23 protein-coding genes are annotated in these 19,833 nt (G+C 70.8%); 17 read left to right on the top strand and 6 right to left on the bottom strand.

Annotated elements, in window-relative coordinates; genetic code table 11:
* Positions 1 to 11: 11 nt before the first annotated feature.
* Genes Q2K20_RS09585 through Q2K20_RS09575 form a run of 3 tightly spaced genes read right to left on the bottom strand, consistent with a single transcriptional unit; the run spans position 12 to position 1,900 of the window.
* Positions 12 to 611, bottom strand: coding sequence for an energy-coupling factor transporter transmembrane component T family protein (locus tag Q2K20_RS09585; RefSeq protein ID WP_096905600.1), 600 nt, complete (start codon positions 609 to 611; stop codon positions 12 to 14).
* Entirely contained in the window at positions 612 to 1,316 is a 705-nt protein-coding gene (locus tag Q2K20_RS09580) for an energy-coupling factor ABC transporter ATP-binding protein (RefSeq protein WP_159148818.1), read from the bottom strand.
* The gene (locus Q2K20_RS09575; RefSeq protein WP_119191839.1) at positions 1,313 to 1,900 is read right to left on the bottom strand and encodes a biotin transporter BioY; all 588 of its coding nucleotides are present in this window, start codon (positions 1,898 to 1,900) and stop codon (positions 1,313 to 1,315) included. Before Q2K20_RS09575 ends, Q2K20_RS09580 begins: the two co-directional genes overlap by 4 nt.
* Positions 1,901 to 2,248: 348 nt before the next feature.
* Here Q2K20_RS09575 and Q2K20_RS09570 point away from each other — a divergent pair, with 348 nt between their 5' ends.
* On the top strand, positions 2,249 to 3,328 hold the full coding sequence (locus Q2K20_RS09570) for a hypothetical protein (protein WP_241504332.1): 1,080 nt from the start codon (positions 2,249 to 2,251) through the stop codon (positions 3,326 to 3,328).
* A 100-nt stretch (positions 3,329 to 3,428) separates the two neighbouring features.
* On the opposite strand, the gene Q2K20_RS09565 is transcribed toward Q2K20_RS09570, so the two are convergent.
* Positions 3,429 to 4,013: a helix-turn-helix domain-containing protein gene (locus Q2K20_RS09565; RefSeq protein WP_120285857.1), complete on the bottom strand. Its 585-nt coding sequence runs from the start codon at positions 4,011 to 4,013 to the stop codon at positions 3,429 to 3,431.
* A gap of 108 nt (positions 4,014 to 4,121) precedes the next feature.
* Here Q2K20_RS09565 and Q2K20_RS09560 point away from each other — a divergent pair, with 108 nt between their 5' ends.
* Genes Q2K20_RS09560 through Q2K20_RS09550 form a run of 3 tightly spaced genes read left to right on the top strand, consistent with a single transcriptional unit; the run spans position 4,122 to position 7,418 of the window.
* A complete protein-coding gene (locus tag Q2K20_RS09560; RefSeq protein ID WP_317176777.1) occupies positions 4,122 to 5,075 on the top strand; it encodes an NAD(P)/FAD-dependent oxidoreductase in 954 nt (317 codons plus the stop codon).
* On the top strand, positions 5,059 to 5,748 hold the full coding sequence (locus Q2K20_RS09555) for a class I SAM-dependent methyltransferase (RefSeq protein ID WP_317176776.1): 690 nt from the start codon (positions 5,059 to 5,061) through the stop codon (positions 5,746 to 5,748). The genes Q2K20_RS09560 and Q2K20_RS09555 overlap by 17 nt, the downstream gene beginning before the upstream one ends.
* Before the next feature lie 59 nt (positions 5,749 to 5,807).
* Positions 5,808 to 7,418 carry an NERD domain-containing protein gene (locus Q2K20_RS09550; RefSeq protein ID WP_163375638.1) on the top strand — a complete coding sequence of 537 codons (1,611 nt, stop codon included), beginning with the start codon at positions 5,808 to 5,810 and terminating at the stop codon, positions 7,416 to 7,418.
* Positions 7,419 to 7,492: 74 nt separating this feature from the next.
* Here Q2K20_RS09550 and Q2K20_RS09545 read toward each other — a convergent pair whose 3' ends face one another.
* Together Q2K20_RS09545 and Q2K20_RS09540 are read right to left on the bottom strand one after the other, a co-directional pair.
* Complete coding sequence (locus Q2K20_RS09545; RefSeq protein WP_067713942.1) at positions 7,493 to 7,951, bottom strand: Hsp20/alpha crystallin family protein; 459 nt, start codon at positions 7,949 to 7,951, stop codon at positions 7,493 to 7,495.
* Between the two features lie 122 nt (positions 7,952 to 8,073).
* The gene (locus Q2K20_RS09540) at positions 8,074 to 9,594 is read right to left on the bottom strand and encodes a lamin tail domain-containing protein (protein ID WP_283467006.1); all 1,521 of its coding nucleotides are present in this window, start codon (positions 9,592 to 9,594) and stop codon (positions 8,074 to 8,076) included.
* A 230-nt stretch (positions 9,595 to 9,824) separates the two neighbouring features.
* On the opposite strand from Q2K20_RS09540, the gene Q2K20_RS09535 reads away from it, so the two are divergent.
* The 13 genes from Q2K20_RS09535 (at position 9,825) to hisI (ending at position 19,829) form a co-directional block, all read left to right on the top strand.
* Entirely contained in the window at positions 9,825 to 10,460 is a 636-nt protein-coding gene (locus Q2K20_RS09535; RefSeq protein ID WP_283467008.1) for a hypothetical protein, read from the top strand.
* Positions 10,461 to 10,489: 29 nt separating this feature from the next.
* Positions 10,490 to 11,395, top strand: a complete 906-nt coding sequence (locus Q2K20_RS09530; protein ID WP_269502683.1) for a hypothetical protein — start codon at positions 10,490 to 10,492, stop codon at positions 11,393 to 11,395.
* Between the two features lie 29 nt (positions 11,396 to 11,424).
* Positions 11,425 to 11,655, top strand: coding sequence for a hypothetical protein (locus tag Q2K20_RS09525; RefSeq protein WP_119191832.1), 231 nt, complete (start codon positions 11,425 to 11,427; stop codon positions 11,653 to 11,655).
* A gap of 20 nt (positions 11,656 to 11,675) precedes the next feature.
* Complete coding sequence (gene hisD, locus Q2K20_RS09520) at positions 11,676 to 13,016, top strand: histidinol dehydrogenase (RefSeq protein WP_159148056.1); 1,341 nt, start codon at positions 11,676 to 11,678, stop codon at positions 13,014 to 13,016.
* The gene (locus Q2K20_RS09515) at positions 13,013 to 14,152 is read left to right on the top strand and encodes a histidinol-phosphate transaminase (RefSeq protein WP_119191831.1); all 1,140 of its coding nucleotides are present in this window, start codon (positions 13,013 to 13,015) and stop codon (positions 14,150 to 14,152) included. The genes hisD and Q2K20_RS09515 overlap by 4 nt, the downstream gene beginning before the upstream one ends.
* Positions 14,149 to 14,772 carry an imidazoleglycerol-phosphate dehydratase HisB gene (hisB, locus tag Q2K20_RS09510; protein WP_120285867.1) on the top strand — a complete coding sequence of 208 codons (624 nt, stop codon included), beginning with the start codon at positions 14,149 to 14,151 and terminating at the stop codon, positions 14,770 to 14,772. Before Q2K20_RS09515 ends, hisB begins: the two co-directional genes overlap by 4 nt.
* 7 nt (positions 14,773 to 14,779) lie before the next feature.
* Positions 14,780 to 16,027, top strand: a complete 1,248-nt coding sequence (locus tag Q2K20_RS09505) for an MFS transporter (protein ID WP_269502692.1) — start codon at positions 14,780 to 14,782, stop codon at positions 16,025 to 16,027.
* Entirely contained in the window at positions 16,024 to 16,689 is a 666-nt protein-coding gene (gene hisH / locus Q2K20_RS09500; RefSeq protein WP_119191829.1) for an imidazole glycerol phosphate synthase subunit HisH, read from the top strand. Before Q2K20_RS09505 ends, hisH begins: the two co-directional genes overlap by 4 nt.
* A 22-nt stretch (positions 16,690 to 16,711) precedes the next feature.
* On the top strand, positions 16,712 to 16,963 hold the full coding sequence (locus Q2K20_RS09495; RefSeq protein WP_119191828.1) for a hypothetical protein: 252 nt from the start codon (positions 16,712 to 16,714) through the stop codon (positions 16,961 to 16,963).
* Positions 16,963 to 17,718, top strand: a complete 756-nt coding sequence (gene priA / locus Q2K20_RS09490) for a bifunctional 1-(5-phosphoribosyl)-5-((5-phosphoribosylamino)methylideneamino)imidazole-4-carboxamide isomerase/phosphoribosylanthranilate isomerase PriA (RefSeq protein ID WP_119191827.1) — start codon at positions 16,963 to 16,965, stop codon at positions 17,716 to 17,718. Before Q2K20_RS09495 ends, priA begins: the two co-directional genes overlap by 1 nt.
* Positions 17,719 to 17,783: 65 nt before the next feature.
* Entirely contained in the window at positions 17,784 to 18,698 is a 915-nt protein-coding gene (locus tag Q2K20_RS09485; RefSeq protein ID WP_159148050.1) for an inositol monophosphatase family protein, read from the top strand.
* Between the two features lie 7 nt (positions 18,699 to 18,705).
* Positions 18,706 to 19,479 (top strand): imidazole glycerol phosphate synthase subunit HisF, encoded by a 774-nt coding sequence (gene hisF, locus Q2K20_RS09480; protein ID WP_096905587.1) that lies wholly within the window; start codon positions 18,706 to 18,708, stop codon positions 19,477 to 19,479.
* Positions 19,476 to 19,829, top strand: a complete 354-nt coding sequence (gene hisI, locus Q2K20_RS09475) for a phosphoribosyl-AMP cyclohydrolase (protein ID WP_119191825.1) — start codon at positions 19,476 to 19,478, stop codon at positions 19,827 to 19,829. Before hisF ends, hisI begins: the two co-directional genes overlap by 4 nt.
* Positions 19,830 to 19,833: the final 4 nt, after the last annotated feature.

Below are 19,833 nucleotides of genomic sequence, written 5' to 3'. Positions count from 1 at the left end.
GCCGGAGGTGATCAGTCGTCCACGCCCCGGGCGGCCAACGCGTCGCCCAACTGGTCGGCGGTGGTGAGCGCGCCGAGCACGGTCGGCACCACGAGCGCGCGGATCGACATGCCCAGGCCGCGGGCCTTGCGGGCCTCGGTGACCTGGCGAAGCCGACGCGCGAGCAGGGGGATGGCGCGGATGGTCAGTACCAACACCAGCGCGATCCGGTCCGGTGAGACACCGACGTGCCGCAGCGGCTGGGCGGCCCGCGTGACGGCGTCGAGCATGTCCGAGACGCGGGTGGTCAGGGCGACGAGGCCCGCCACGGTGATCGCGACGAGCAGGGCGCCGCACACCCGCAGGGCGGTGTCGAGGTCGGCGACGATCCACTGGAGTGCCAGAATCGCGACGAGCATCGGCAGCACCGGGCGGACCTGGTCCCACGCCGCTCGCGGACGGATCCGTCCGATCGCGTAGAGGACCGCGGTCACCCCCAGGGCGGGCAGCACGTGCCAGGGCTCGCGTATCGCCAGGGTGGCGACGAGGATGAGCACGCACACCAGCAGGATCTTCCACCCCGCCGGCAGTCGGTGCAGGAGCGAGTTCCCCGGTTGATAGGTGGCGAACACCTAGGCCCCCGGCCCCGAATCCAGCGCGATCCGCCGGTAGCCCGCCAGCGCGGGGCGGGGGGCGTCGTCGATCACGACGCGACCGCCGTCGACGACCAGCACGCGGTCGAAGTCGGCGACGAGGTCCAGGTCGTGCGTCACCACCACGAGCTGCTGCTCCAACCCGGCGAACGTCTCGGCGACCAGCGCCCGGTTGCGCAGATCCAGCAGGGTCGTGGGCTCGTCGGCGACCACCACGGCGGGTTCGATCACCAACACCGCGGCCAGGGCCAGCAACTGCTTCTGGCCCCCGGAGAGGAGGTGGCACGGATGTTCGGCATGGCCGGCCAGGCCGTAGGTCTCGAGCACCTGCGCGACTCGTCGTCGTCGCTCCTCCCGGTTCAGACCCGACCGGCGCAGGGAGAAGTCGACGTCCTCCTCCACGGTCGGCATGACGATCTGGGTGTCCGGATCGGTGAAGCAGAAGCCCACACGGCGGCGGATCGCCGCGCCCTTGCGGCGGGTGTCGAGGCCGTCGACGGTGACCGTCCCGGTGGTGGGGACCACGAGACCGTTGATCATCCGAGCGAGCGTCGACTTGCCGCCGCCGTTGACGCCGACGATCCCGATGCGTCGCTCGGTGAGGGTCAGGTCGACGTCGGCGAGGACGGTCCGGTCACCGTAGGTGTGGCCGACCCCGTCGAAGCGGATCTCCGTGCTGGTCACTTCCGGCGCAGCGGCGCGATCAGGCCGGGACGTGCCTTGTGGACCTGCGTCGCGACGATCGCCGTGACGACCGCCTTGACCAGGTCACCCGGCAGGAACACCGTGTTGGCGGCGATCGCACCGCCGAGCGTCAGTTCGGTGCGGAGCAACATGCCGGCCACCCCGACGGCATAGATGACGACGATGCCGCCGAGGAAGTTGATGAGCAGTCCCGGGACGAGCCGGTAGCGCGGCATGATCCACGCGGTGAGCAGACCGATCACGATCACCGCCGGGATCCAGCCGATGAGGAAGCCCGCGGTGGGGCCGGCCAGCGAGGTCAGGGTCGTGCGGCCGCCCGCGAGGACGGGCAGCGCGAGACCGATGACCATGACCGCGAGCACCGACAGGGCGCCCTTGCGCCAGCCGAGCAGTGAGCCGGCGAGCATCACGCCGAGCGTCTGCAGGGTGATGGGCACACCCGCCGAACCGATGCTGATCTGGCCGGGCAGGCCCAGCACCACGATGAGAGCGGCGAACACCGCGATCTGGGCGAGGTCTCGGGTGGCGCTACGGGCCGGGGCCCGGTCGACGGTGGTGCTCACTGGACTCCTTGGCTCCGCGGGTGCTGCTCGACAGCCTGATCCGGTCCATTGTCGCGCGTGTCACGTCGGATGGCCTCATCGGGCTCCGGCGCGTGCGGTCGCCGGCCGGAGGGATGCCGCATAAAGTGACTCAGATCACAGTCGGGCGAGCGGGGGGCGGTGCGTCATGGGTCGAGCACCAGACGGACTCGGAGCCCTCACTGTCGCACTGCTCGCCGCTCTCATGCTCACGGTGGTGTCCGTCGTCCACTCGCGGACGACCGCCGGTGCCACGCCGTATTCGGGGTCTACCTCGATGTCCCGGCCGACAACGCCGACGGCGAAATGGCGGGCGGCGTCTCCACCGGGATGACCACCGACGTGGCCGAGCTCCGGGCCGCGCTCGACGTCGTGAGGGCGGCCCGTGTCGCTCCGGAGAGGTACTCGACCCTGGCGCGCCAGTACTGGTTGGCGGTGGGGGCGGAGAACGCCGACATCGACCTGGAGCAGTGGGGACCCGCCCGGGGGTTGGCGGCTAACCTCGACACGGTCGACAAGGTGTACGTCAACTACCTGCGCCTGTACAACTCCCACGACGGGTACTGGTGGGCCGGGATGGCCGGGCTCGCGGGGATGTCGTTCGCCGCCGGGTTCTGGGACCTCGACGACGTCGGCGGTGTGCTCACCGTTCCCGGGGTGCACGAGGCGGGGCGCGGGGTCGGGGGAGCGATGGCCGGGCTGCCGTGGGAGGTGGCCCGCGAGATGCCGCGCGACGTCCGGCTGCTGGCCACGGTCGGCCCCACACTGCGGCAACCCGACGTGGACTGGTACCTGCACCGACTCCTCGTCATGCAGCGGCACATATTCACGGACATGATCCCGGTGCACCAGGCCTACGCCGCGGGGGGCCTGCCCGCGGTCGAGGAACTCGCCGCGGGAGGTGCGTACGACGACTATGCGCTGGAATCCTGGCGGATGCTCGACGAGGGATCCCCCGACGGCCTGTCCGAGGCGCTGCTGCGGATGGCGTCCCGGGAGCAGAACCAGATCATCGCCGACCAGTGGGATGCCACCGCCTCCGGTCGCGGCGACGTCGGCCGGGTTCTCACCTACATCACCACCGTCGGCGGGGCGCCCGACATCCCGGGCGCCCGCACGCTGGGGCAGTTCCGACCACTCTCGGTCCGCGCGGAGGTGGGCGGTCAGCCGGTGGTCGCCCACACGCCGCTCCCGGCCTTCAACTGGGCCGACCGCGTACCCCGGTGGGAGTACATCGAACAGGACCTGGTGCCGGCGTACCGCTCGCTCGTCCGCGACCGCCCCGACGAGGCGCCGCGGTATCTCGACGTGGGTTTCCGTCCCCGTGCCGAGCAGAACCGGATCCTGGTGCGTCTGCCGGAGTTCGCCGGTCAGATGACCACGGGGTGGGCGGTCGTCCCGGGGCGGTAGGGGAGGACGATCACAACTCCCGGCAGGGCGACCGACTCGCCTGCTCGGAACCGCCCCTCGCCCTCGTGCCCGACACGATGCTGACATCGTGTCGCGAAGATCACCGGGCCGGTGCCGCCCGGATGTGCGCCCGCTCGCCCTGCCGGCCCACCAGGCTGAGGAACTCCACCGGGCCGGCGCTCGTGGCGCCGAACCAGTGCGGGGTGCGGGTGTCGAACTCGGCCGCCTCGCCCGGCGTGAGGACGAGATCGTGCTCGCCGAGGACCAGTCGGAGCCTGCCGTCCAGGACGAACACCCAGTCGTAGCCCTCGTGGACGTGGAGGTGGGGCTCGTCGTCGTCACTCCCCGTGGGGAGCACGAACTTGTACGCCTGGATCCCACCCGGTCGGCGCGACAACGGGATCACGGTCGCGCCGTGGTCGGTGGCGATCGGCTGCAGCGTCACCCGCGGGTCACCGGTCGGCGGGGCGTCGACGAGCTGATCCAGGGTGACGCCGTGTGCCCGCGCCAGCGGCAGCAGCAGTTCGAGGGTGGGTCGGCGCTGCCCGGACTCGAGTCGCGACAGCGTGCTGGTGGAGATGCCGGTGGACTCCGCCAGGGCGGTCAGGGTGAGGTCGCGGCGTTGCCGGAGGGCCCTCAGCCGCGAACCCACCGCGTCGAGGGTGCGGGCGGTCGGATCGGTCATGCGCCGAGTTTGCCAGACTGGCAAGGTTAGTTGCGACACCGGGTGAAGGGACCATCGTCGAGGGGGACGAGGCCCGGAACCGGTGGCCCGGAGAGCGGAGGTCGACAGATGGACTCGGACGATCGGGAACTGCGGGATGTGGTGGTGGTCGGTGGCGGGGCGGCCGGCCTGAGCGCCGCGCTGACGTCGGCCCGCGCCCGCCGTCGGGTGACGGTGGTGAACGCCGGCGAGCCGCGCAACGCTCCCGCCGAGGGTGTCCACGGGCTGCTCGCCCTGGACGGGGTGAGCCCGTCGGACCTGCTCGCGCGAGGCCGCGCGGAGGTCGGACGGTACGACGGCGAGGTCATCGACGGCGAGGTCGTGGACACCCGCACGGCCGCGCACGGCTTCGACGTCATCCTGCGCAACGGTTCGGTGCTGCCCACCCGCACACTGCTCATCGCGACCGGGGTGAGCGATGAACTCCCCGACATCCCCGGGGTCCGCGAGCAGTGGGGGCGCGGCGTCCTGCACTGCCCGTATTGCCACGGTTGGGAGGTGCGCGACCAGCGGATCGGCATCCTGGGGACCCATCCGATGTCCGCGCACCAGGCCATGCTGTTCCACCAGTGGAGCCGGGACATCACGTTCTTCAGCGGCGGTCGCCCGATCGACGAGCAGGACCGGGTCTCCCTGGCCGCCCTGGGCATCCCGATCGAGGAGCGAAGGATCTCGGGAGTGGCGGCCGACGGTGGGCGGGTGGTCGGCGTGGAGGTCGACGACGACGAGGTGATCGATCTGGACGCCGTGGTGGTGGCCACCCGGTTGACGGTCGGGGTCGAGCCGTATGCGGCCATCGGTCTGGAGGCGGTCGATCACCCGGTCGGCACGGTCATCCCGACCGACGAGATGGGCACCACCCCGGTGCCGGGGGTGTGGGCCGCGGGCAACTGCGCCGATCTCATGGCGCAGGTCGGAGCCGCCGCCGCCCAGGGGGCCCGCGCCGCGCAGCAGATCAACGCCTCGCTGATCATGGCCGACCTCGAGAAGGCGATCGAGGTGCGCGATGGCACACGAGTTTGACCGCGCCTACTGGGACGACATCTGGGCGGGTGCCGGCGGCAGCGTCGGAGACGACGACGGTGACCGCCCGGCCGCGATGGCCGCGAACCCCCCGAACCCGCACCTGATCCGGGAGGTCTCCCGCCTCGTCCCCGGGACCGCGCTCGAGGCGGGCTGCGGCGCCGGGACCGAAGCGCTCTGGCTGGCCTCGCAGGGCTGGCAGGTCACCGGGGCGGACATCGCCGCGGAGGCGTTGACGATCGCCGCCCGGCGCTCGGCGGAGCTCGGGCTGTCCGGCCGGGTGTCGTGGGTGGAGGCGGACCTCTCGGCTTGGGAGCCTCCGGCGCGGTACGACCTGGTCACCACCTATTATGCCCACCCGGCGATTCCGCAGCTGGACTTCTACGAGCGGCTCGCCAGCTGGGTCGCCCCTCGCGGCACGCTGCTCATCGTCGGGCACCTGAACGACGCCGGGCATGGGCGGCACGGCGGGCACGTGACCCACGCCGGGCACGATCGCGGCGCCCATCCGCCGGCAGAGGCCGGTGTCACCGCGGCGTCCGTCACCGCGCGGCTCGAGGCCGACCGGTGGGAGATCGTCGCGGCCGAGGAAACCTCGCGCGAGATGCCGGGCCGCGGCGGCGCGCCCGTGACGGTCCACGACGTCGTCGTCACAGCCACCAGGAGGCCCTGAGGCGGTGGGTCGCGGCGTGTGGCCGACCCGCGCGACGGTGGCGAAGGTAGTTCTTATACATGGCCCGTGTCATCCCCGCTCACCCCGTCTACGGACATCCCACCGAGGAGAAGGTGGTCGACCTCCTCCGCGACCAGCTCTCCGACGACAGCCTGATCGTCGTGGGTCAGCGGGTGTCCACATACGAGAAGGAACACGAGGTCGACATCCTCGTGGCGATGCCCGGCGCGGGGATCGTGGCGATCGAGGTCAAGGCCGGGCAGATCGCGATCGAGGACGGCCGGTGGGTTCAGGGCAGCGGCACCAAGAAGGTCACCATCGACCCGGTCGCCCAGTGCCGCGACGCCCTCTACGCGTTGCGCGGGTACGTCAGTGAGGATCCGCGGTGGCCGGATCAGCTCCAGCGCTGGACCCACATGCTGGTGTTCCCGAACGCCTCGATCCCCGCGGACTTTGCGATGCCGGAGATCCCGCGCGACCGGATCGTGGACCGCGATCAGCTCGACGACCTCGCGATGATCGCTTTCCGGTTGGCCCGTGACTCGGGCCCGGCTGACCGTCCGTTCCTGTCCGCGGACACCGTCGACCGGCTGTCCGAGATCCTCGGAGGTCGGGGGCTACCCCAGCGCGACGTGGTGGCCCGCGCGGCCGAGAACGCCGACATCGCCGACGCGCTCACCCGTGAACAGTCGGTGCTCCTGCGGGCGGTCGACGCCCTGCCGCGGGTGGAGATCCGGGGCGGCGCGGGCAGCGGTAAGACCTATCTGGCGCTGGAACAGGCTCGACGGTTGTCAAGGGACGGGCAGCGCGTCGCATTGATCTGCTACTCGCACGGGCTGGCCAGCTACCTCAAGCGGGTCACCAGCGGATGGAAGCGCCGGGAACGACCCGCGTACGTCGGTGAGTTCCACGCCCTGGGCGTCGAGTGGGGCGCGCCGGTGGGCCCGGACGAGCGGATTCGGTCCACGGAGACGGTGCGGTGGTGGGAGGAGGATCTGCCCGGGTTGATGTCCGACCTGGCAGACGAACTGCCCGACGGCAAGCGATTCGACGCCGTGATCGTCGACGAGGCCCAGGACTTCGCCGACAGTTGGTGGCAGCCGGTCGTCGGAGCGCTGCGCGACAGGGAGAACGGTCGGCTCATGATCGTCGGCGACGCGGGCCAGAGAGTGTTCGAGCGTGCCGGCCGCCCGCCCGTGGACCTCGTACCGCTCGTGCTGGACCACAACCTGCGCAATACGCGGCAGATCGCCAGCGCGTTCATGCCGCTGGTGGGTCAGCGCATGGAGTTGCGCGGCGGCACCGGTCCCGCCGTCCGTTACGTGGAGGTGCCGGAGGGCGCCGATCCCGTCGCGGTGGGAGACGACGAGGCGATGCGACTGCTCGACGAGGGGTGGGAGCCCCGCGACGTGGCGTTGCTGACCATCGGCTCGCGTCACCCCATGCAGGTCGAGCTCCAGGAGGACGGCAACGACGCCTACTGGGAGACGTTCTGGGACGGCGAGGACATCTTCTACGGTCACGTCCTCGGCTTCAAGGGTCTCGAACGACGTGCCGTGGTCCTGGTGTGCAACAGCTACGAGGGCATCGACCGCCTCCGCGAGCGCATCTACGTGGGGCTGTCTCGGGCGACGGACGTACTCGTGGTGGTGGGGGAGATTGACACCTGAGCTCTCGCGGACGACACCGGCCGCCCCGGCCTCGAGGGGAGGCCGGGGCGGCCGGGGCGCGACGGAGTGGTGGATCAGCTCCCGAGGTCGGTCTCGCCCTCGACGAGCTCGGCCTGCTCGGCCCTCTGGTTGCCGTGCGAGACGGCGATCTTGCGCGGCTGGGCCTCTTCGGCCACCGGGATCACCAGGCGCAGGACGCCGTCGGTGTAGTCGGCCTCGATCTTGTCGGTCGCCAGGCCCTTGCCCATGGCGAGCTGCCGGGCGAAGGTCCCCGACTGCCGCTCGTGCATGAGCCACTGCGCGTCACCCTCGGCAGGCGCCCGCCGCTCGGCGCGGACAGTGAGGGTGCGGTCCTCCACGTCGATGTCGATGGTGGAGGGGTCGACCCCCGGCATATCGATGAGCCCGACGAAGCGATCGCCCTCCTTGTAGAGGTCCATCGGCAGGGAAGTCGAGGCGGTGGCGCTGCGGAGCCCCTCGCCCAGGAGGCGATCGAGCTCACGGAACGGATCGAAACGGGTGCTGGTGGCCATGATGGTCTCCTTCAGGACTGGTCGGGGCGCTCCCGGCATCTCCGGGTCGCACTCGGTTCAACCGCGGGTCGTAGTTGAGTATTCCCGACTCAGGCCAGATTTCTTGATTGAGTCCTCTGGGCTCAACCCACTGGGAGGGCGGGCAGTGCCGGAAGCAGATCGGCGACCGAACCGGTGTCGATCCCGAGGCCCTCGAGCGAACCGAGCAGGGCGCCCGGGTCGAGCAGGCCGCCGTCCTCGTCGTCGTCACCCTCCAGGCACTCCCCGGGCGCGGTGACGGCCGTGCGGAGGCCGGCACCGTCGGCGGCGGCGTCGTCGGCCCACAGGAATCGGACCCGCTCGGCGATTCCCTGAGCGTCACCGACGGTGCACTCGACGGTCTCGCGGTGGGCGGCGAAGCCCTCGTTGGCGAGGTTGGCCATCCCGGCCGGGCGGGCGTAGAGAGTGCCGTCGGTGACGAACCCGGTCCCGTCGAAGGTCATCTCGATCGAGCGCCCCTCGCAGACCTCGTCGCAGAGGACCCGGAGGGTGCCGGACGTTTCGTCGTGATCGAGCGCCATCACACCCTGGAACGGCGACGTGAAGGTCTGCAACTCCGTGACCGCTCCGGCCTCGCCGAACTGGACGAAATGGACCTTGCCCGTGCCCTCGACACCCACGGCGAACGCACCTCCCCATGCTTCGGGGAGGAACTCAATGGCTTCGAGGCCGCCGTTCGCGCCGACCTGCCCGGTGAGGGAGGAGAGGGAGTACTCATCGGTGGCGGCGAGCGTGCCGGAGTCGCGGTCGGCGGGGAGGTCGAAGCGCAGGACCGACGGGCGGCTGGTGCCGCCGGCGTTGTTGTTGCGCTCGGTGGCCACGTAGATCGCGCCGTCCGAGCCCACGGTCACGCCCTCGGCGTCGGGCAGCCCCGAGCCGTCGGGGTACCGGAGCACGAAGGTCCGCGCGAGCGAGTACGTGCCTGCTGCGCGGTCGTAGTCGAGGACGTAGAGCGCGCCGGTGCCGTTGTTCACGACGTACGCGGTGCCGTCGGCCGCGATGTCGACCCCGGACATGTCGTCCTCGGCGAAATCGCCACCGAGGGCGGCCGGGGAGACGGTCAGGGGGTCGAAGGGCCACAGAGACGTCGCGATCGGCTCCTGCGCGACCGCCGCGACATTCCGCGCGTCGCGGGTGGACTCGCCGGTGACGGCGAAGTCGCCCGTCATGTCGGGGATGCGACCCCAGGTGACGGCCGCGTGGCCGGACCAGGTCGTGGAATCGACCAGGTTGCCGTCGGCGTTGCGCAGGGTCACCGAGTCGTTCCCGCCCAGCCCGAAGTAATCCGGGTCCACGTCCGTGTAGAAGGACCGGTAACCGCCGGACTCAATGGTGGTACCGGAGGGGAACACGATCGGGTCGTGCGTGGGGTCGCCGTCGATGAGCGTCCAGCCGGAGATGTCGAGGTCCTGATCGGTGTCGAGGTTGGCGAGCTCGACCCAGTCACCGACCGGGTCGCCGTTGGACTCGACCTCGTTGATGACGATGTCCGCGGCGGTCGCCGCGGGTGCGGGTGCGGCGGCGGAGACCGTGGGCAGTCCGACCGTTGCACCGGCGGCGAGGAGTGTCGAGAGGGCACCGGAGAGGAGGGTGCGTGAGCGCATGTGTGGCCTTTCCTGGGCTTCAGGCGCGGGTGAGTGACCACGGAACCGTACGAGTGTCCCGTGCCCGGGGGCTTGCCGGATCATGGCGGGGAGCTGAACACTCCCTGACAGGCCGTTCCCGAACGTGGGGTGGTCGGCCCGATATTCCCTCGTCAAACCGGGATATCTCGATGAACTCACCTTCAGATTAGGATCCTGCGACTGCCGGATCCGGTGACTGGAGCTGCGACATGACACAGAATCCTCCCCCCGGATGGGACGGGCCGCCCACGTCGGAGTTCAGGGCCGTCCAGCAGCCAGGGCACGGAACGGGCGGGTACGGTGCCGGCGGCTACGGATCGAGCGGCTACGGGGACTACGGCGCCCCGCCACGTAAGCAGGGGATGTCCCCGGTCGCGATCGTGGCCCTGACCGTCGGTGCCATGCTCCTGATCGGGCTGGTCATCGCCACGGTCTTCCTGGTGGTGCCGAGGTTCACACAGGACTCGGCAGCGCCGGTGACCTCCACCGTCTCGGTGACAGCCACCGCGCCGGAGTCCCCGGCCCAGCCCACCGTCCAACCCGCTCGACCCGCTCGACCCGCTCAACCGGTGCAACCGGCGCGACCGGCGTCGCCGTCCGGCTCGTATGAATGCTCCAACGCGGAAGACGGTGCCTACTCGCGATCGGCGGTGGGTTCGAATGCCACCTCCTGCGAGTTCGCCCTGTCCGTGTGGGCGGAATACCTGCTGGCGGGTGGCAACGGCGCGCCGATGGTCCTGGACGCCTACAGTCCGGTGACCGGCGAGGTATACACCATGTCGTGTTCCGGTGGAGACGTGGTGACCTGCACCGGCGGCAACAACGCCGTGGTCTACATCTACTGATGGTGCCGCTACGCTGGAGGCGCGCGGTCGTGGCCGCCACGGCCGCGACAGCGGCCGCGGCGGGGGCCTGCTCCCCCCTCGGCGCGACCGATGGTGCGCAGCGGGCCGTCCTGGTCGTCACCGAGACGGTGGCCACCGTGACCGGGGCGCCACCGCCACCCGTGCAGGGCGGGGTCGGAGCGCCGGAGGTCCGCGCGGACACCCCGCCGGCGGCCCCCACCGCCGTCCCGCCGGCACCGAGCGCGCCGATCGACCTGTCCTCGGTTGTCGAAGGGGTGTCCGGCACCGCCGGTATCGCCGTGTCGCCGGTCGGCGGAGGGGACGTTCAGACGGCGGGCGAGTGGAGGACGGGTGTGGCGTGGTCGACCATCAAGGTCCCGCTGGCCGTCGCGGTGGCCCGCACCGACCCGCAGGCGCTCGAGAATGCGGCCACCGCGATCACTCTCTCGGACAACCAGGCCGCCGAGCAGCTGTGGAACGCGCTCGGCGGCGGAACCGCCGCGGCCTCGGCCGTGGGGGCGGTCCTGGTCGACGGCGGGGACGTCACCACACAGGTGCCGGCGGTCCGGGCCCGTGCGGAGTATTCGGTCTTCGGTCAGACCCGGTGGGCGCTGACCGATCAGGCCCGCTTCGGTGGTCGGCTGCCCTGCGTGCGGTCCGCCGGGCGGGTCCTGGAGCTCATGGGCCAGGTCTCGCCCGATCAGCGCTGGGGTCTCGGTCGGATCCCCGGGGCCCGGTCCAAAGGCGGCTGGGGCCCGGGGGAGAGCGGCGGATACCTGGTCCGCCAGTTCGGGATCGTGCCGGGCGCCGGAGGGGACGTGGCCGTCGCGATAGCGGTCGATGCTCCGTCCTTCGAGGCCGGGACGGCGGACCTGTCGACGATGGCGGACGCCCTCGCGCCGCTGCTGCCCTCGATCCCGGGCGGAGCCTGCTGACCCGCACGTGCGGGAGCCTTGTCACGACCGTGGCGACCGACACGAAAGAAGACAAGGTCGCCTGTCGGTTCGTCGCTCCCGACCTCGTAGTGCTTGCGGGTGAGCAGTATCGACAGCAGGCGAATCCCGGCGCGGTCGACCAGGGCCCTTACGCGGAGGCCGGGTCCGGCAACACCCGCGAGGGTGGCGTGACGATGTCGCCGTGGCAGCCGCACCTAGACTGGGTCAGGGCCGTCGACCGGGTGGTCGCCGTCCCGTGACCCGAAGGAAAGGCCACACCATGCTCTCCCGCATCGACCTGCGCGGTCGCAGTCTCGGCACCGCCGAGTTGCGTCGCACCCTCCCGCGCGGCGCCGCCGACGTCGACTCTGTCGTCGACACCGTCCGCCCGGTGGTCGAGGCGATCCGCGAGCACGGGGCCCCGGCGGCACTCGAGTACGGCGAGACGTTCGATTCGGTCCGTCCGGCGTCGGTCCGGGTTCCGGCCGAGGTCATCGCCCGGGCGGTCGACGAGTTGGACCCGGACATCCGGGCCGCGCTGTCGGAGGCGATCCGTCGTGCTCGCATCGTCCACTCCGCGCAGCGCCGCGGTGACACCGTCACCGAGGTCGCCCCCGGGGGGTTCGTCACCGAGCGCTGGGTGCCGGTCGAACGCGTGGGCCTCTACGTTCCCGGCGGTAAAGCCGTCTACCCCTCCAGCGTGATCATGAACGTCGTGCCGGCTCAGGTCGCCGGGGTCGGGTCGCTGGCAGTGGCCTCTCCGCCCCAGGCGGATTTCGGTGGCTGGCCGCACCCGACCATTCTCGCCGCGTGCTCACTGCTCGGGGTTGAGGAGGTCTGGGCGGTGGGTGGTGCCCAGGCCGTGGCGTTGCTCGCCTACGGCGGTCAGGACACGGATGACTCCGTTCTCGAGCCCGTCGACATGGTCACCGGCCCCGGCAACGTGTACGTCACCGCCGCCAAGCGCCTGTGCCGCAGCGTCGTGGGCATCGACTCCGAGGCGGGCCCCACCGAGATCGCCATCCTCGCGGATGACACCGCCGACCCGGTCCACGTCGCGTACGACCTCATCAGCCAGGCGGAGCACGACCCGAACGCTGCGAGCGTCCTGGTCACCCACTCCGAAACGTTGGCGGACGCCGTGGACCGTGAGATCGAGGCGCGCTACGAGGTGACCCTCAACTCGGACCGGGTGCGCGAGGCGCTCGAGGGGCCGCAGTCGGGCATCGTCCTGGTGGACGATATCGAGGCCGGCCTGCGGGTGGTCGACGCCTACGCGGCCGAGCACCTCGAGGTCCAGACCCGCGATTCCGCAGCCGACGCCGCCCGCGTGCGCAACGCCGGCGCGATCTTCGTGGGCGCCTACTCGCCCGTCCCGCTCGGGGACTACGCGGCGGGGTCCAACCACGTCCTGCCCACGTCCGGCACGGCGCGACACTCGTCGGGGTTGAGCGTGCAGACCTTCCTCCGGGGAATCCATGTCGTCGACTACGACCAGGCCGCCCTCAAGGAGATCGCGCCGACCGTAGTCGCACTCGCTGACGCCGAGCGGCTGCCCGCGCACGGTGAGGCCGTACGGGCCCGGTTCGAGGACCTCGGCACGGGAGAGGACGGACGATGACCGATTCCCCACGTCCCGGAGTCGGGCTCGGCGCCCTCCCACTGCGGGAGAATCTCCGCGGCCAGAGCGCCTACGGGGCCCCGCAACTCGAGGTCCCCGTACAGCTCAACACCAACGAGAACCCACACCCGCCCAGCGCGGAACTGGTCGCCGGCATCGCCGGCGCCGTCGCCGCTGCCGCCGAAGACCTCAACCGCTATCCCGACCGTGACGCCGTCGCACTGCGCACCGACCTGGCCTCGTACCTCACCCGCCAGACCGGCGTCGATCTGGACGTGGACATGGTCTGGGCCGCCAACGGTTCCAACGAGATCCTGCAGCAGCTGCTGCAGGCGTTCGGCGGGCCCGGGCGCAGCGCCATGGGCTTCGTCCCCAGCTACTCGATGCACCCGATCCTCGCGGCCGGAACCGATACCGAGTGGATCCCGGTGGACCGCGGGTCCGACCTGTCCATCGATATCGCCGCTGCGGTGGCTGCGATCGAGGAGCACCGGCCGGACGTCGTGTTCGTCACCACGCCCAACAACCCCACAGGGCATGTGGTCGACCTCGACGACCTGCGACGCCTGCTCGACATGGCCCCCGGCATCGTGGTGGTGGACGAGGCGTACGCGGAGTTCTCGCCGTCCCCGAGCGCCTGCACCCTGCTCGCCGACTATCCGACCAAGCTCGTCGTGTCGCGGACCATGAGCAAGGCGTTCGCGTTCGCGGGGGGCAGGCTCGGCTACTTCGCGGCCGATCCGTCCTTCGTCGAGGCGGTGCTGCTCGTACGGTTGCCCTACCACCTGTCGATGATCGCGCAGGCCGCTGCCCGTGCCGCGCTTTGTCACGCCGACGAGACGTTGGCCTCCGTCGCGTTGCTCGCCGAGGAACGCAAGCGCGTCACCGCCGGGCTGGAGGAGCAGGGCTTCGAGGTGCTTCCCAGCGAGGCCAACTTCGTCCTCTACGGGCCGTTCGTGGACGCGGCGCGTGCGTGGCGGCGTTATCTGGACGCCGGCGTGCTGATCCGTGACGTGGGCATCCCGGGTCGACTTCGTGCGACCATCGGGCTCGAGCACGAGAATGATCGGCTGCTGCAGGTGAGCGCCGAATTGGCGGTCGAGGAGATCGAGACCCGAACCGAGGAGAAGCGATGAGTGAACAGACCGCGCGGCGGGGTCGCGTCGAGAGGACGACCAGGGAGTCGTCGATCGTCGTGGAGATCGACCTCGACGGGACCGGCCGGACCGACATCTCGACCGGCGTGCCGTTCTTCGACCACATGCTGACGGCCTTCGGGCAGCACGGTGCCTTCGACCTCACCGTGCGCGCGACCGGTGACAGCGAGATCGAAGCGCACCACACGGTGGAGGACACCGCGATCGTCCTGGGACAGGCGCTCGCGCAGGCCCTCGGCGACAAGCGCGGCATCCGCCGCTTCGGTCAGTGTTCCCTGCCCATGGACGAGACGCTCGCCGAGGCGATCGTCGACGTCTCCGGACGGCCCTACTTCGTCCACACCGGTGAGCCCGAGATGATGGTCGGCTACGTCGTGATCGGTCACGACAGCGCGCCCTACGGAACGGTGCTCAACCGGCACGTGTTCGAGACCCTCGCCTACAACGCCCGGATCGCGTTGCACGTCCGCGTGCACTACGGCCGCGATCCGCACCACATCACCGAAGCCGAGTACAAGGCGGTCGCGCGCGCTCTGCGCGCAGCCGTCGAGCCGGACCCGCGGATCACCGGCATCCCCTCGACCAAGGGCGCGCTGTGATGCCGGCGTGACCCCGCGCGTCCACACCCCGGGGGCCTTCTCGAAGCTGGCGCGTACCCCCGGGGTCCCGGCCGCGTTCGTCCTGGTCCTGCTCGCCTTCGGCGGGTTCTCCCTGCTGCTGCCCGTGGTGCCGCTCGCCGTGGTCCGTGGCGGCGGGAGTGAGTTCGTCGCGGGCGCCACCACCGGCGTGTTCATGACGGTGACCGTCCTGTTCCAACTCGCCACCCCGAGAGTCACGGCCGCGATCGGCTATCGCTGGGTACTGGGGATCGGCAGCGCGCTGCTCGGTCTCCCCTCGGGTCTGCTCGCACTGCTCGATGGCCCGTTCGCGGTATTGGCGATCAGTGGAGTGCGAGGCGCAGGATTCGGCATGATGACCGTCGCCGGCTCGGCTCTGGTGGCAGAACTCGCGCCCCCCGGCATGCTCGGTCGGGCGACGTCACTGATCGGACTCGCCGTCGGCATCTCCGAAGCCATCTTCCTGCCGGTCGGCCTGTGGCTGCTCGACCTCTTCGGCCTGCCCATGGTGGCCTGGGCGGCCACCGGGTTCGGCGTCGTGGGACTGGTCGCCGCCGCTCGACTGCCCCATGTGTACCCGAGCCCGCCGGGGGAGTCGGACCAGTCGGCGCTCGGCCCGAGGCAGGTCGTTCTCCTCCTGGCCGGGCCGTTCCTGGTCATGGTGGCGGTGACCCTGCCCTACGGAGCAGCGGCGTCGTTCCTGTCACCCGCGTTGGATTCCATCGTCTCCGGAAGCGGCGCGGTCGTCGCCGGCGTGGGACTCGGACTATTGGGCGCCGGTGTCATCGTCGGCCGCACCGTCGCCGGGTTCATCTCGGACCGACGTGGACCCGGGGCACTGGTCTGGCCGGGTCTCGGGGTGGCGGCACTCGGAATGCTCGGCATCGCGGGGTTGTTGACCATGGAGGTGAACCCCTGGTGGTTCCTCGTCCCGACCGTCGTCTTCGGTCTCGGGTTCGGAGCCGTTCAGAACGAAGCCCTGGTCGCGTCGTTCGAACGGATGCCGCGCTCGCGTCTGGGGACGGCGTCCGCGTCGTGGAACATCTCCTTCGACGCCGGTACCGGTCTCGGATCCGTCGTCATGGGCGGGTTCGCCGGCCTCGGCTACGTCGTGCTGTTCGCCGTGGCGGCCGGGGTCGTCCTCGCGGTGGGCGGCCCGGCGGCGGTGGGCGCCCGACGCACCAGGCCCACGCGCGATCTGACCCTGACCGACACCGGCGATAAGGTGAACCAATGACGACTTCCGCCACACGGGTAGCACTCCTGGACTACGGCTCGGGAAACCTGCGGTCCGCGCACCGTGCGCTCGAGCGGGTCGGCGCCGAGGTCGAGCTCACCTCGGATCCCCGCGTCGCCACCGAGGCGGAGGCGTTGGTCGTGCCGGGGGTCGGCGCGTTCGCCGCCTGCATGAAGGGACTCGAAGCGGTCAAGGGCCCCCGGATCATCGGTGAGCGTCTCGCCGGCAGCCGGCCCGTCCTGGGTATCTGCGTCGGCATGCAGGTCATGTTCGAGCGCGGCACCGAGTTCTCGGACGGGGAGCACGAGGACTCCCCGGGGGTCCCCGGGTGCGGTGAGTGGCCCGGCGTGGTGGAGAAGCTGCACGCGCCTGTGCTGCCGCACATGGGTTGGAACACCGTCGAGGCGCCCTCGAACAGCATCCTGTTCGCCGGCATGCCCGCCGACGAGCGGTTCTACTTCGTCCACTCCTACGGCGTCCAGCGCTGGGAGATGGAGCCGTCGGATCACCTCCGAGCCCCTGACGTCACCTGGGCCGAGCACGGCACCAGGTTCATCGCGGCTGTGGAGAACGGCCCGCTGTCGGCCACTCAGTTCCACCCCGAGAAATCGGGCGACGCGGGACTGCAGCTCCTCGAGAACTGGATCCGTTCTGTCCGATAGGGGTGAGGGGGACCGGGCTCCGGTGTCCTTCGCCGTGCTCGCCTTGGGGGTGGCCGGGGCGGGAGTACTCGGTCTCGCGCTGACCGCGATCGCGGTGGCCGTGGTCCCCGTGCCGCCGGTCGGCAAGGCCGTCGTCGCACTGGTCGGGCTGCTCCTGTCGGTCGCCGCGATGGGTCTGGTGTCCAACCGCATCACCGATCGCGCGATCCGCGCCGAGTACGGCGAGGAGCCCGGCGGGCAGGCGGAGCGCCCCGGTGACGACGGACTAGGCTGATGGCCGTGACCAACGCCAATTACCTCGAACTCCTGCCCGCCGTCGACGTCGCAGACGGTCAGGCCGTCCGTCTCGTCCAGGGGGAGGCCGGGACCGAGACCTCGTACGGGGCCCCGCTCGACGCGGCGCTGCAGTGGCAGCGTGACGGTGCGGAATGGGTGCATCTCGTGGACCTCGATGCCGCCTTCGGCCGGGGCTCGAATCGCGACCTCCTCGCCGAGGTCGTGGGGGCGCTCGACGTCAAGGTCGAGATGTCCGGTGGCATCCGCGATGACGACTCGCTCGAGGCCGCCCTGGCCACCGGCTGTGCGCGCGTGAACCTCGGTACGGCCGCGTTGGAGAACCCGGAGTGGTGTGCCTCGGCCATCGCCCGTCACGGTGATCGCATCGCGGTGGGACTCGACGTGCGGGTGGTCGACGGCGAGCCCAGGCTGCGTGGTCGCGGATGGGTCTCCGACGGCGGCAACCTCTGGGAGGTTCTCGAGCGTCTGGACGCGGACGGCTGCGCCCGGTACGTCGTCACCGACGTGTCCAAGGACGGCATGCTGAACGGGCCCAACCTCGAGATGCTCTCGCAGGTGTGCGCGGCCACCGACGCCCCCGTGGTGGCGTCGGGAGGTGTCTCCTCTGTCGCGGACCTCGAGGCCATCGCCACGCTGGTGCCGCAGGGCGTGGAGGGCGCGATCGTCGGCAAGGCGCTCTACGCGGGCCGGTTCACCCTTCCCGAGGCGCTCGCCGCCGTCAGCCGACGCTGACCACGCGGCCTCGTGACCGCCAGGTAGCTTCCCGACCCCGCATGACCTCAAGCAGGAGGCCCGAGATGGACCATCAGACCGGAAATGCCCTGCCGACGGACCTCCCCGTCGACCCGACCGAGGCGCTCGCGCTGGCGACGCGCGTGCTCGACGAGGTGACTCCTCGCTTCGTCGAGGGGGTCGGCGCGAAGGGCATCCAGAACAAGGGATCGCGCAACGACTTCGCGACCGAACTGGACCTCGAGTTGGAGCGCCGTATCTCGGAGGCCCTGAGGGAGGGGACAGGGCTCGAGGTGCACGGTGAGGAGTACGGCGGTCCGCCCGTCAACGAGGGCACGCTCTGGGTGGTCGACCCCGTCGACGGCACGGCCAACTACTCGTTGGGCATCCCGACCGCCGGCATCCTGGTCTCGTTGGTCCACGAGCGTCAGCCGGTGCTGGGGCTGACCTGGTTGCCGCTGCTGGGGATGACGTTCACCTCGATCGCGGGGGGACCGCTCAAGGAGAACGGCGCGGAGGTCTCGCAGATCCCCGACGTCTCCATCCGTGACGTCGCACTGGGGCTGGGTTCCCTCAACACCGGTGCCCGCACGACCTACCCTCCGGCCTATCGCCGCGAGGTCTTCGAGCAGCTCACGCTCGACGCGGCCCGGACCCGCAAGTTCGGCTCCACCGGGGTGGACCTGTCTTTCGTCGCCTCGGGGCGACTGTCGGCGGCGGTCAGCTTCGGCAACTTCGCGTGGGACAACGCGGCCGGCGCCTCCCATGTCCGCGCAGCGGGTGGTGTGGTCACCGACCTCACGGGGGAGCCCTGGTCCACCGACTCCCAGTCCATCCTCGCCGCGGGCCCGCGAGCCCACGCGGAGGTCCTCGACACGATCCGTCAACTCGGCGAGCCGAGCAACTTCTTCGAGGCCGGGCGACGGCGCGCCACTCCGGAGCCCGAGAGCCCCCGTCCGTGGCTCCAGGGCGGGCGGTGACCGGATCATGACACTCGCCACCAGGGTCATCCCGTGCCTCGACGTGGACGCCGGCCGCGTGGTCAAGGGCGTCAACTTCCTCGACCTCCGCGACGCGGGTGATCCCGTGGAGTTGGCCGCCGCCTATGACGAGCAGGGCGCCGACGAGCTGACCTTCCTCGACGTGACCGCGTCGTCGTCGGGTCGCGGGACCATGATCGACGTGGTCAAGCGCACCGCCGAGCAGATCTTCATCCCCCTCACCGTGGGAGGAGGCGTGCGTACCGAGGAGGACGTCAACCAGTTGCTGCGGGCCGGCGCGGACAAGGTGAGCGTCAACACCGCCGCCATCGCCCGCCCCGAGCTGCTCGGCGAGCTCAGTCGACGATTCGGCTCGCAGTGCATCGTCCTGTCCGTGGACGCGCGGACCGTACCCGAGGGGTCCGAGCAGACCCCGTCGGGATGGGAGGTCACCACGCACGGTGGTCGCCGCGGTACCGGCATCGACGCCGTCGAGTGGGCGCGGCGCGGGCAGGAGCTCGGCGTGGGCGAGATCCTGCTCAACTCGATGGACGCCGACGGCACCAAGGCGGGTTTCGACCTGGCGATGGTGAAGGCGGTCCGCGAGGCGGTGTCGATACCCGTCATCGCCTCGGGCGGTGCCGGTGCGGTCGAGCACTTCGCTCCGGCGGTCCACGCCGGGGCCGACGCCGTCCTCGCGGCCAGTGTCTTCCACTTCGGGGAGATGACCATCGGCGACGTGAAGGACGCGCTCGCGGCAGAGGGGATCACGGTCCGATGAGCGCCCACGTCCTGGATCGTTCGATCGCCGAGAGGCTGTCGCGCAACGCCGACGGCCTCGTCGCCGCGGTCGTGCAGGACGCGACGTCGGGCAGGGTGCTCATGATGGCGTGGATGGATGACGCCGCGCTGGCGGAGACGCTGGCGACCCGGCGGGGTGTGTACTACTCCCGCTCGCGTGGGCAACGGTGGGTCAAGGGGGAGACCTCCGGCCACGTGCAACACGTGCGTCGCGTGGAGATCGACTGCGACGGAGACACCGTCCTGCTCCATGTCGACCAGACCGGCGCGGCCTGCCACCGGGGCACCACCAGCTGTTTCGACACCGCAACCCTGCTCGGAGAGGACTGAACGG

Source organism: Dietzia sp. IN118 (genome assembly GCF_032905965.1).
In the GTDB taxonomy this organism is placed as follows: domain Bacteria; phylum Actinomycetota; class Actinomycetes; order Mycobacteriales; family Mycobacteriaceae; genus Dietzia; species Dietzia kunjamensis.
The sequence above is the reverse complement of the archived record's forward strand: the minus strand, read 5'-3'. Positions and strand labels throughout refer to the sequence as shown.

What these genes read in the sequence shown, in the direction of transcription:
- Q2K20_RS09555 (WP_317176776.1), top strand. Translation starts at nt 5,059, where the DNA reads ATGGCACACGAGTTTGACCGCGCCTACTGGGACGACATCTGGGCGGGT.
- priA (WP_119191827.1), top strand. Translation starts at nt 16,963, where the DNA reads ATGGCCGTGACCAACGCCAATTACCTCGAACTCCTGCCCGCCGTCGAC.
- Q2K20_RS09535 (WP_283467008.1), top strand. Translation starts at nt 9,825, where the DNA reads ATGACACAGAATCCTCCCCCCGGATGGGACGGGCCGCCCACGTCGGAG.
- Q2K20_RS09560 (WP_317176777.1), top strand. Translation starts at nt 4,122, where the DNA reads ATGGACTCGGACGATCGGGAACTGCGGGATGTGGTGGTGGTCGGTGGC.
- Q2K20_RS09565 (WP_120285857.1), bottom strand. Translation starts at nt 4,013, where the DNA reads ATGACCGATCCGACCGCCCGCACCCTCGACGCGGTGGGTTCGCGGCTG.
- hisF (WP_096905587.1), top strand. Translation starts at nt 18,706, where the DNA reads ATGACACTCGCCACCAGGGTCATCCCGTGCCTCGACGTGGACGCCGGC.
- Q2K20_RS09550 (WP_163375638.1), top strand. Translation starts at nt 5,808, where the DNA reads ATGGCCCGTGTCATCCCCGCTCACCCCGTCTACGGACATCCCACCGAG.
- Q2K20_RS09570 (WP_241504332.1), top strand. Translation starts at nt 2,249, where the DNA reads ATGACCACCGACGTGGCCGAGCTCCGGGCCGCGCTCGACGTCGTGAGG.
- Q2K20_RS09540 (WP_283467006.1), bottom strand. Translation starts at nt 9,594, where the DNA reads ATGCGCTCACGCACCCTCCTCTCCGGTGCCCTCTCGACACTCCTCGCC.
- Q2K20_RS09545 (WP_067713942.1), bottom strand. Translation starts at nt 7,951, where the DNA reads ATGGCCACCAGCACCCGTTTCGATCCGTTCCGTGAGCTCGATCGCCTC.
- hisB (WP_120285867.1), top strand. Translation starts at nt 14,149, where the DNA reads ATGAGTGAACAGACCGCGCGGCGGGGTCGCGTCGAGAGGACGACCAGG.
- hisI (WP_119191825.1), top strand. Translation starts at nt 19,476, where the DNA reads ATGAGCGCCCACGTCCTGGATCGTTCGATCGCCGAGAGGCTGTCGCGC.
- Q2K20_RS09485 (WP_159148050.1), top strand. Translation starts at nt 17,784, where the DNA reads ATGGACCATCAGACCGGAAATGCCCTGCCGACGGACCTCCCCGTCGAC.
- hisH (WP_119191829.1), top strand. Translation starts at nt 16,024, where the DNA reads ATGACGACTTCCGCCACACGGGTAGCACTCCTGGACTACGGCTCGGGA.
- Q2K20_RS09515 (WP_119191831.1), top strand. Translation starts at nt 13,013, where the DNA reads ATGACCGATTCCCCACGTCCCGGAGTCGGGCTCGGCGCCCTCCCACTG.
- hisD (WP_159148056.1), top strand. Translation starts at nt 11,676, where the DNA reads ATGCTCTCCCGCATCGACCTGCGCGGTCGCAGTCTCGGCACCGCCGAG.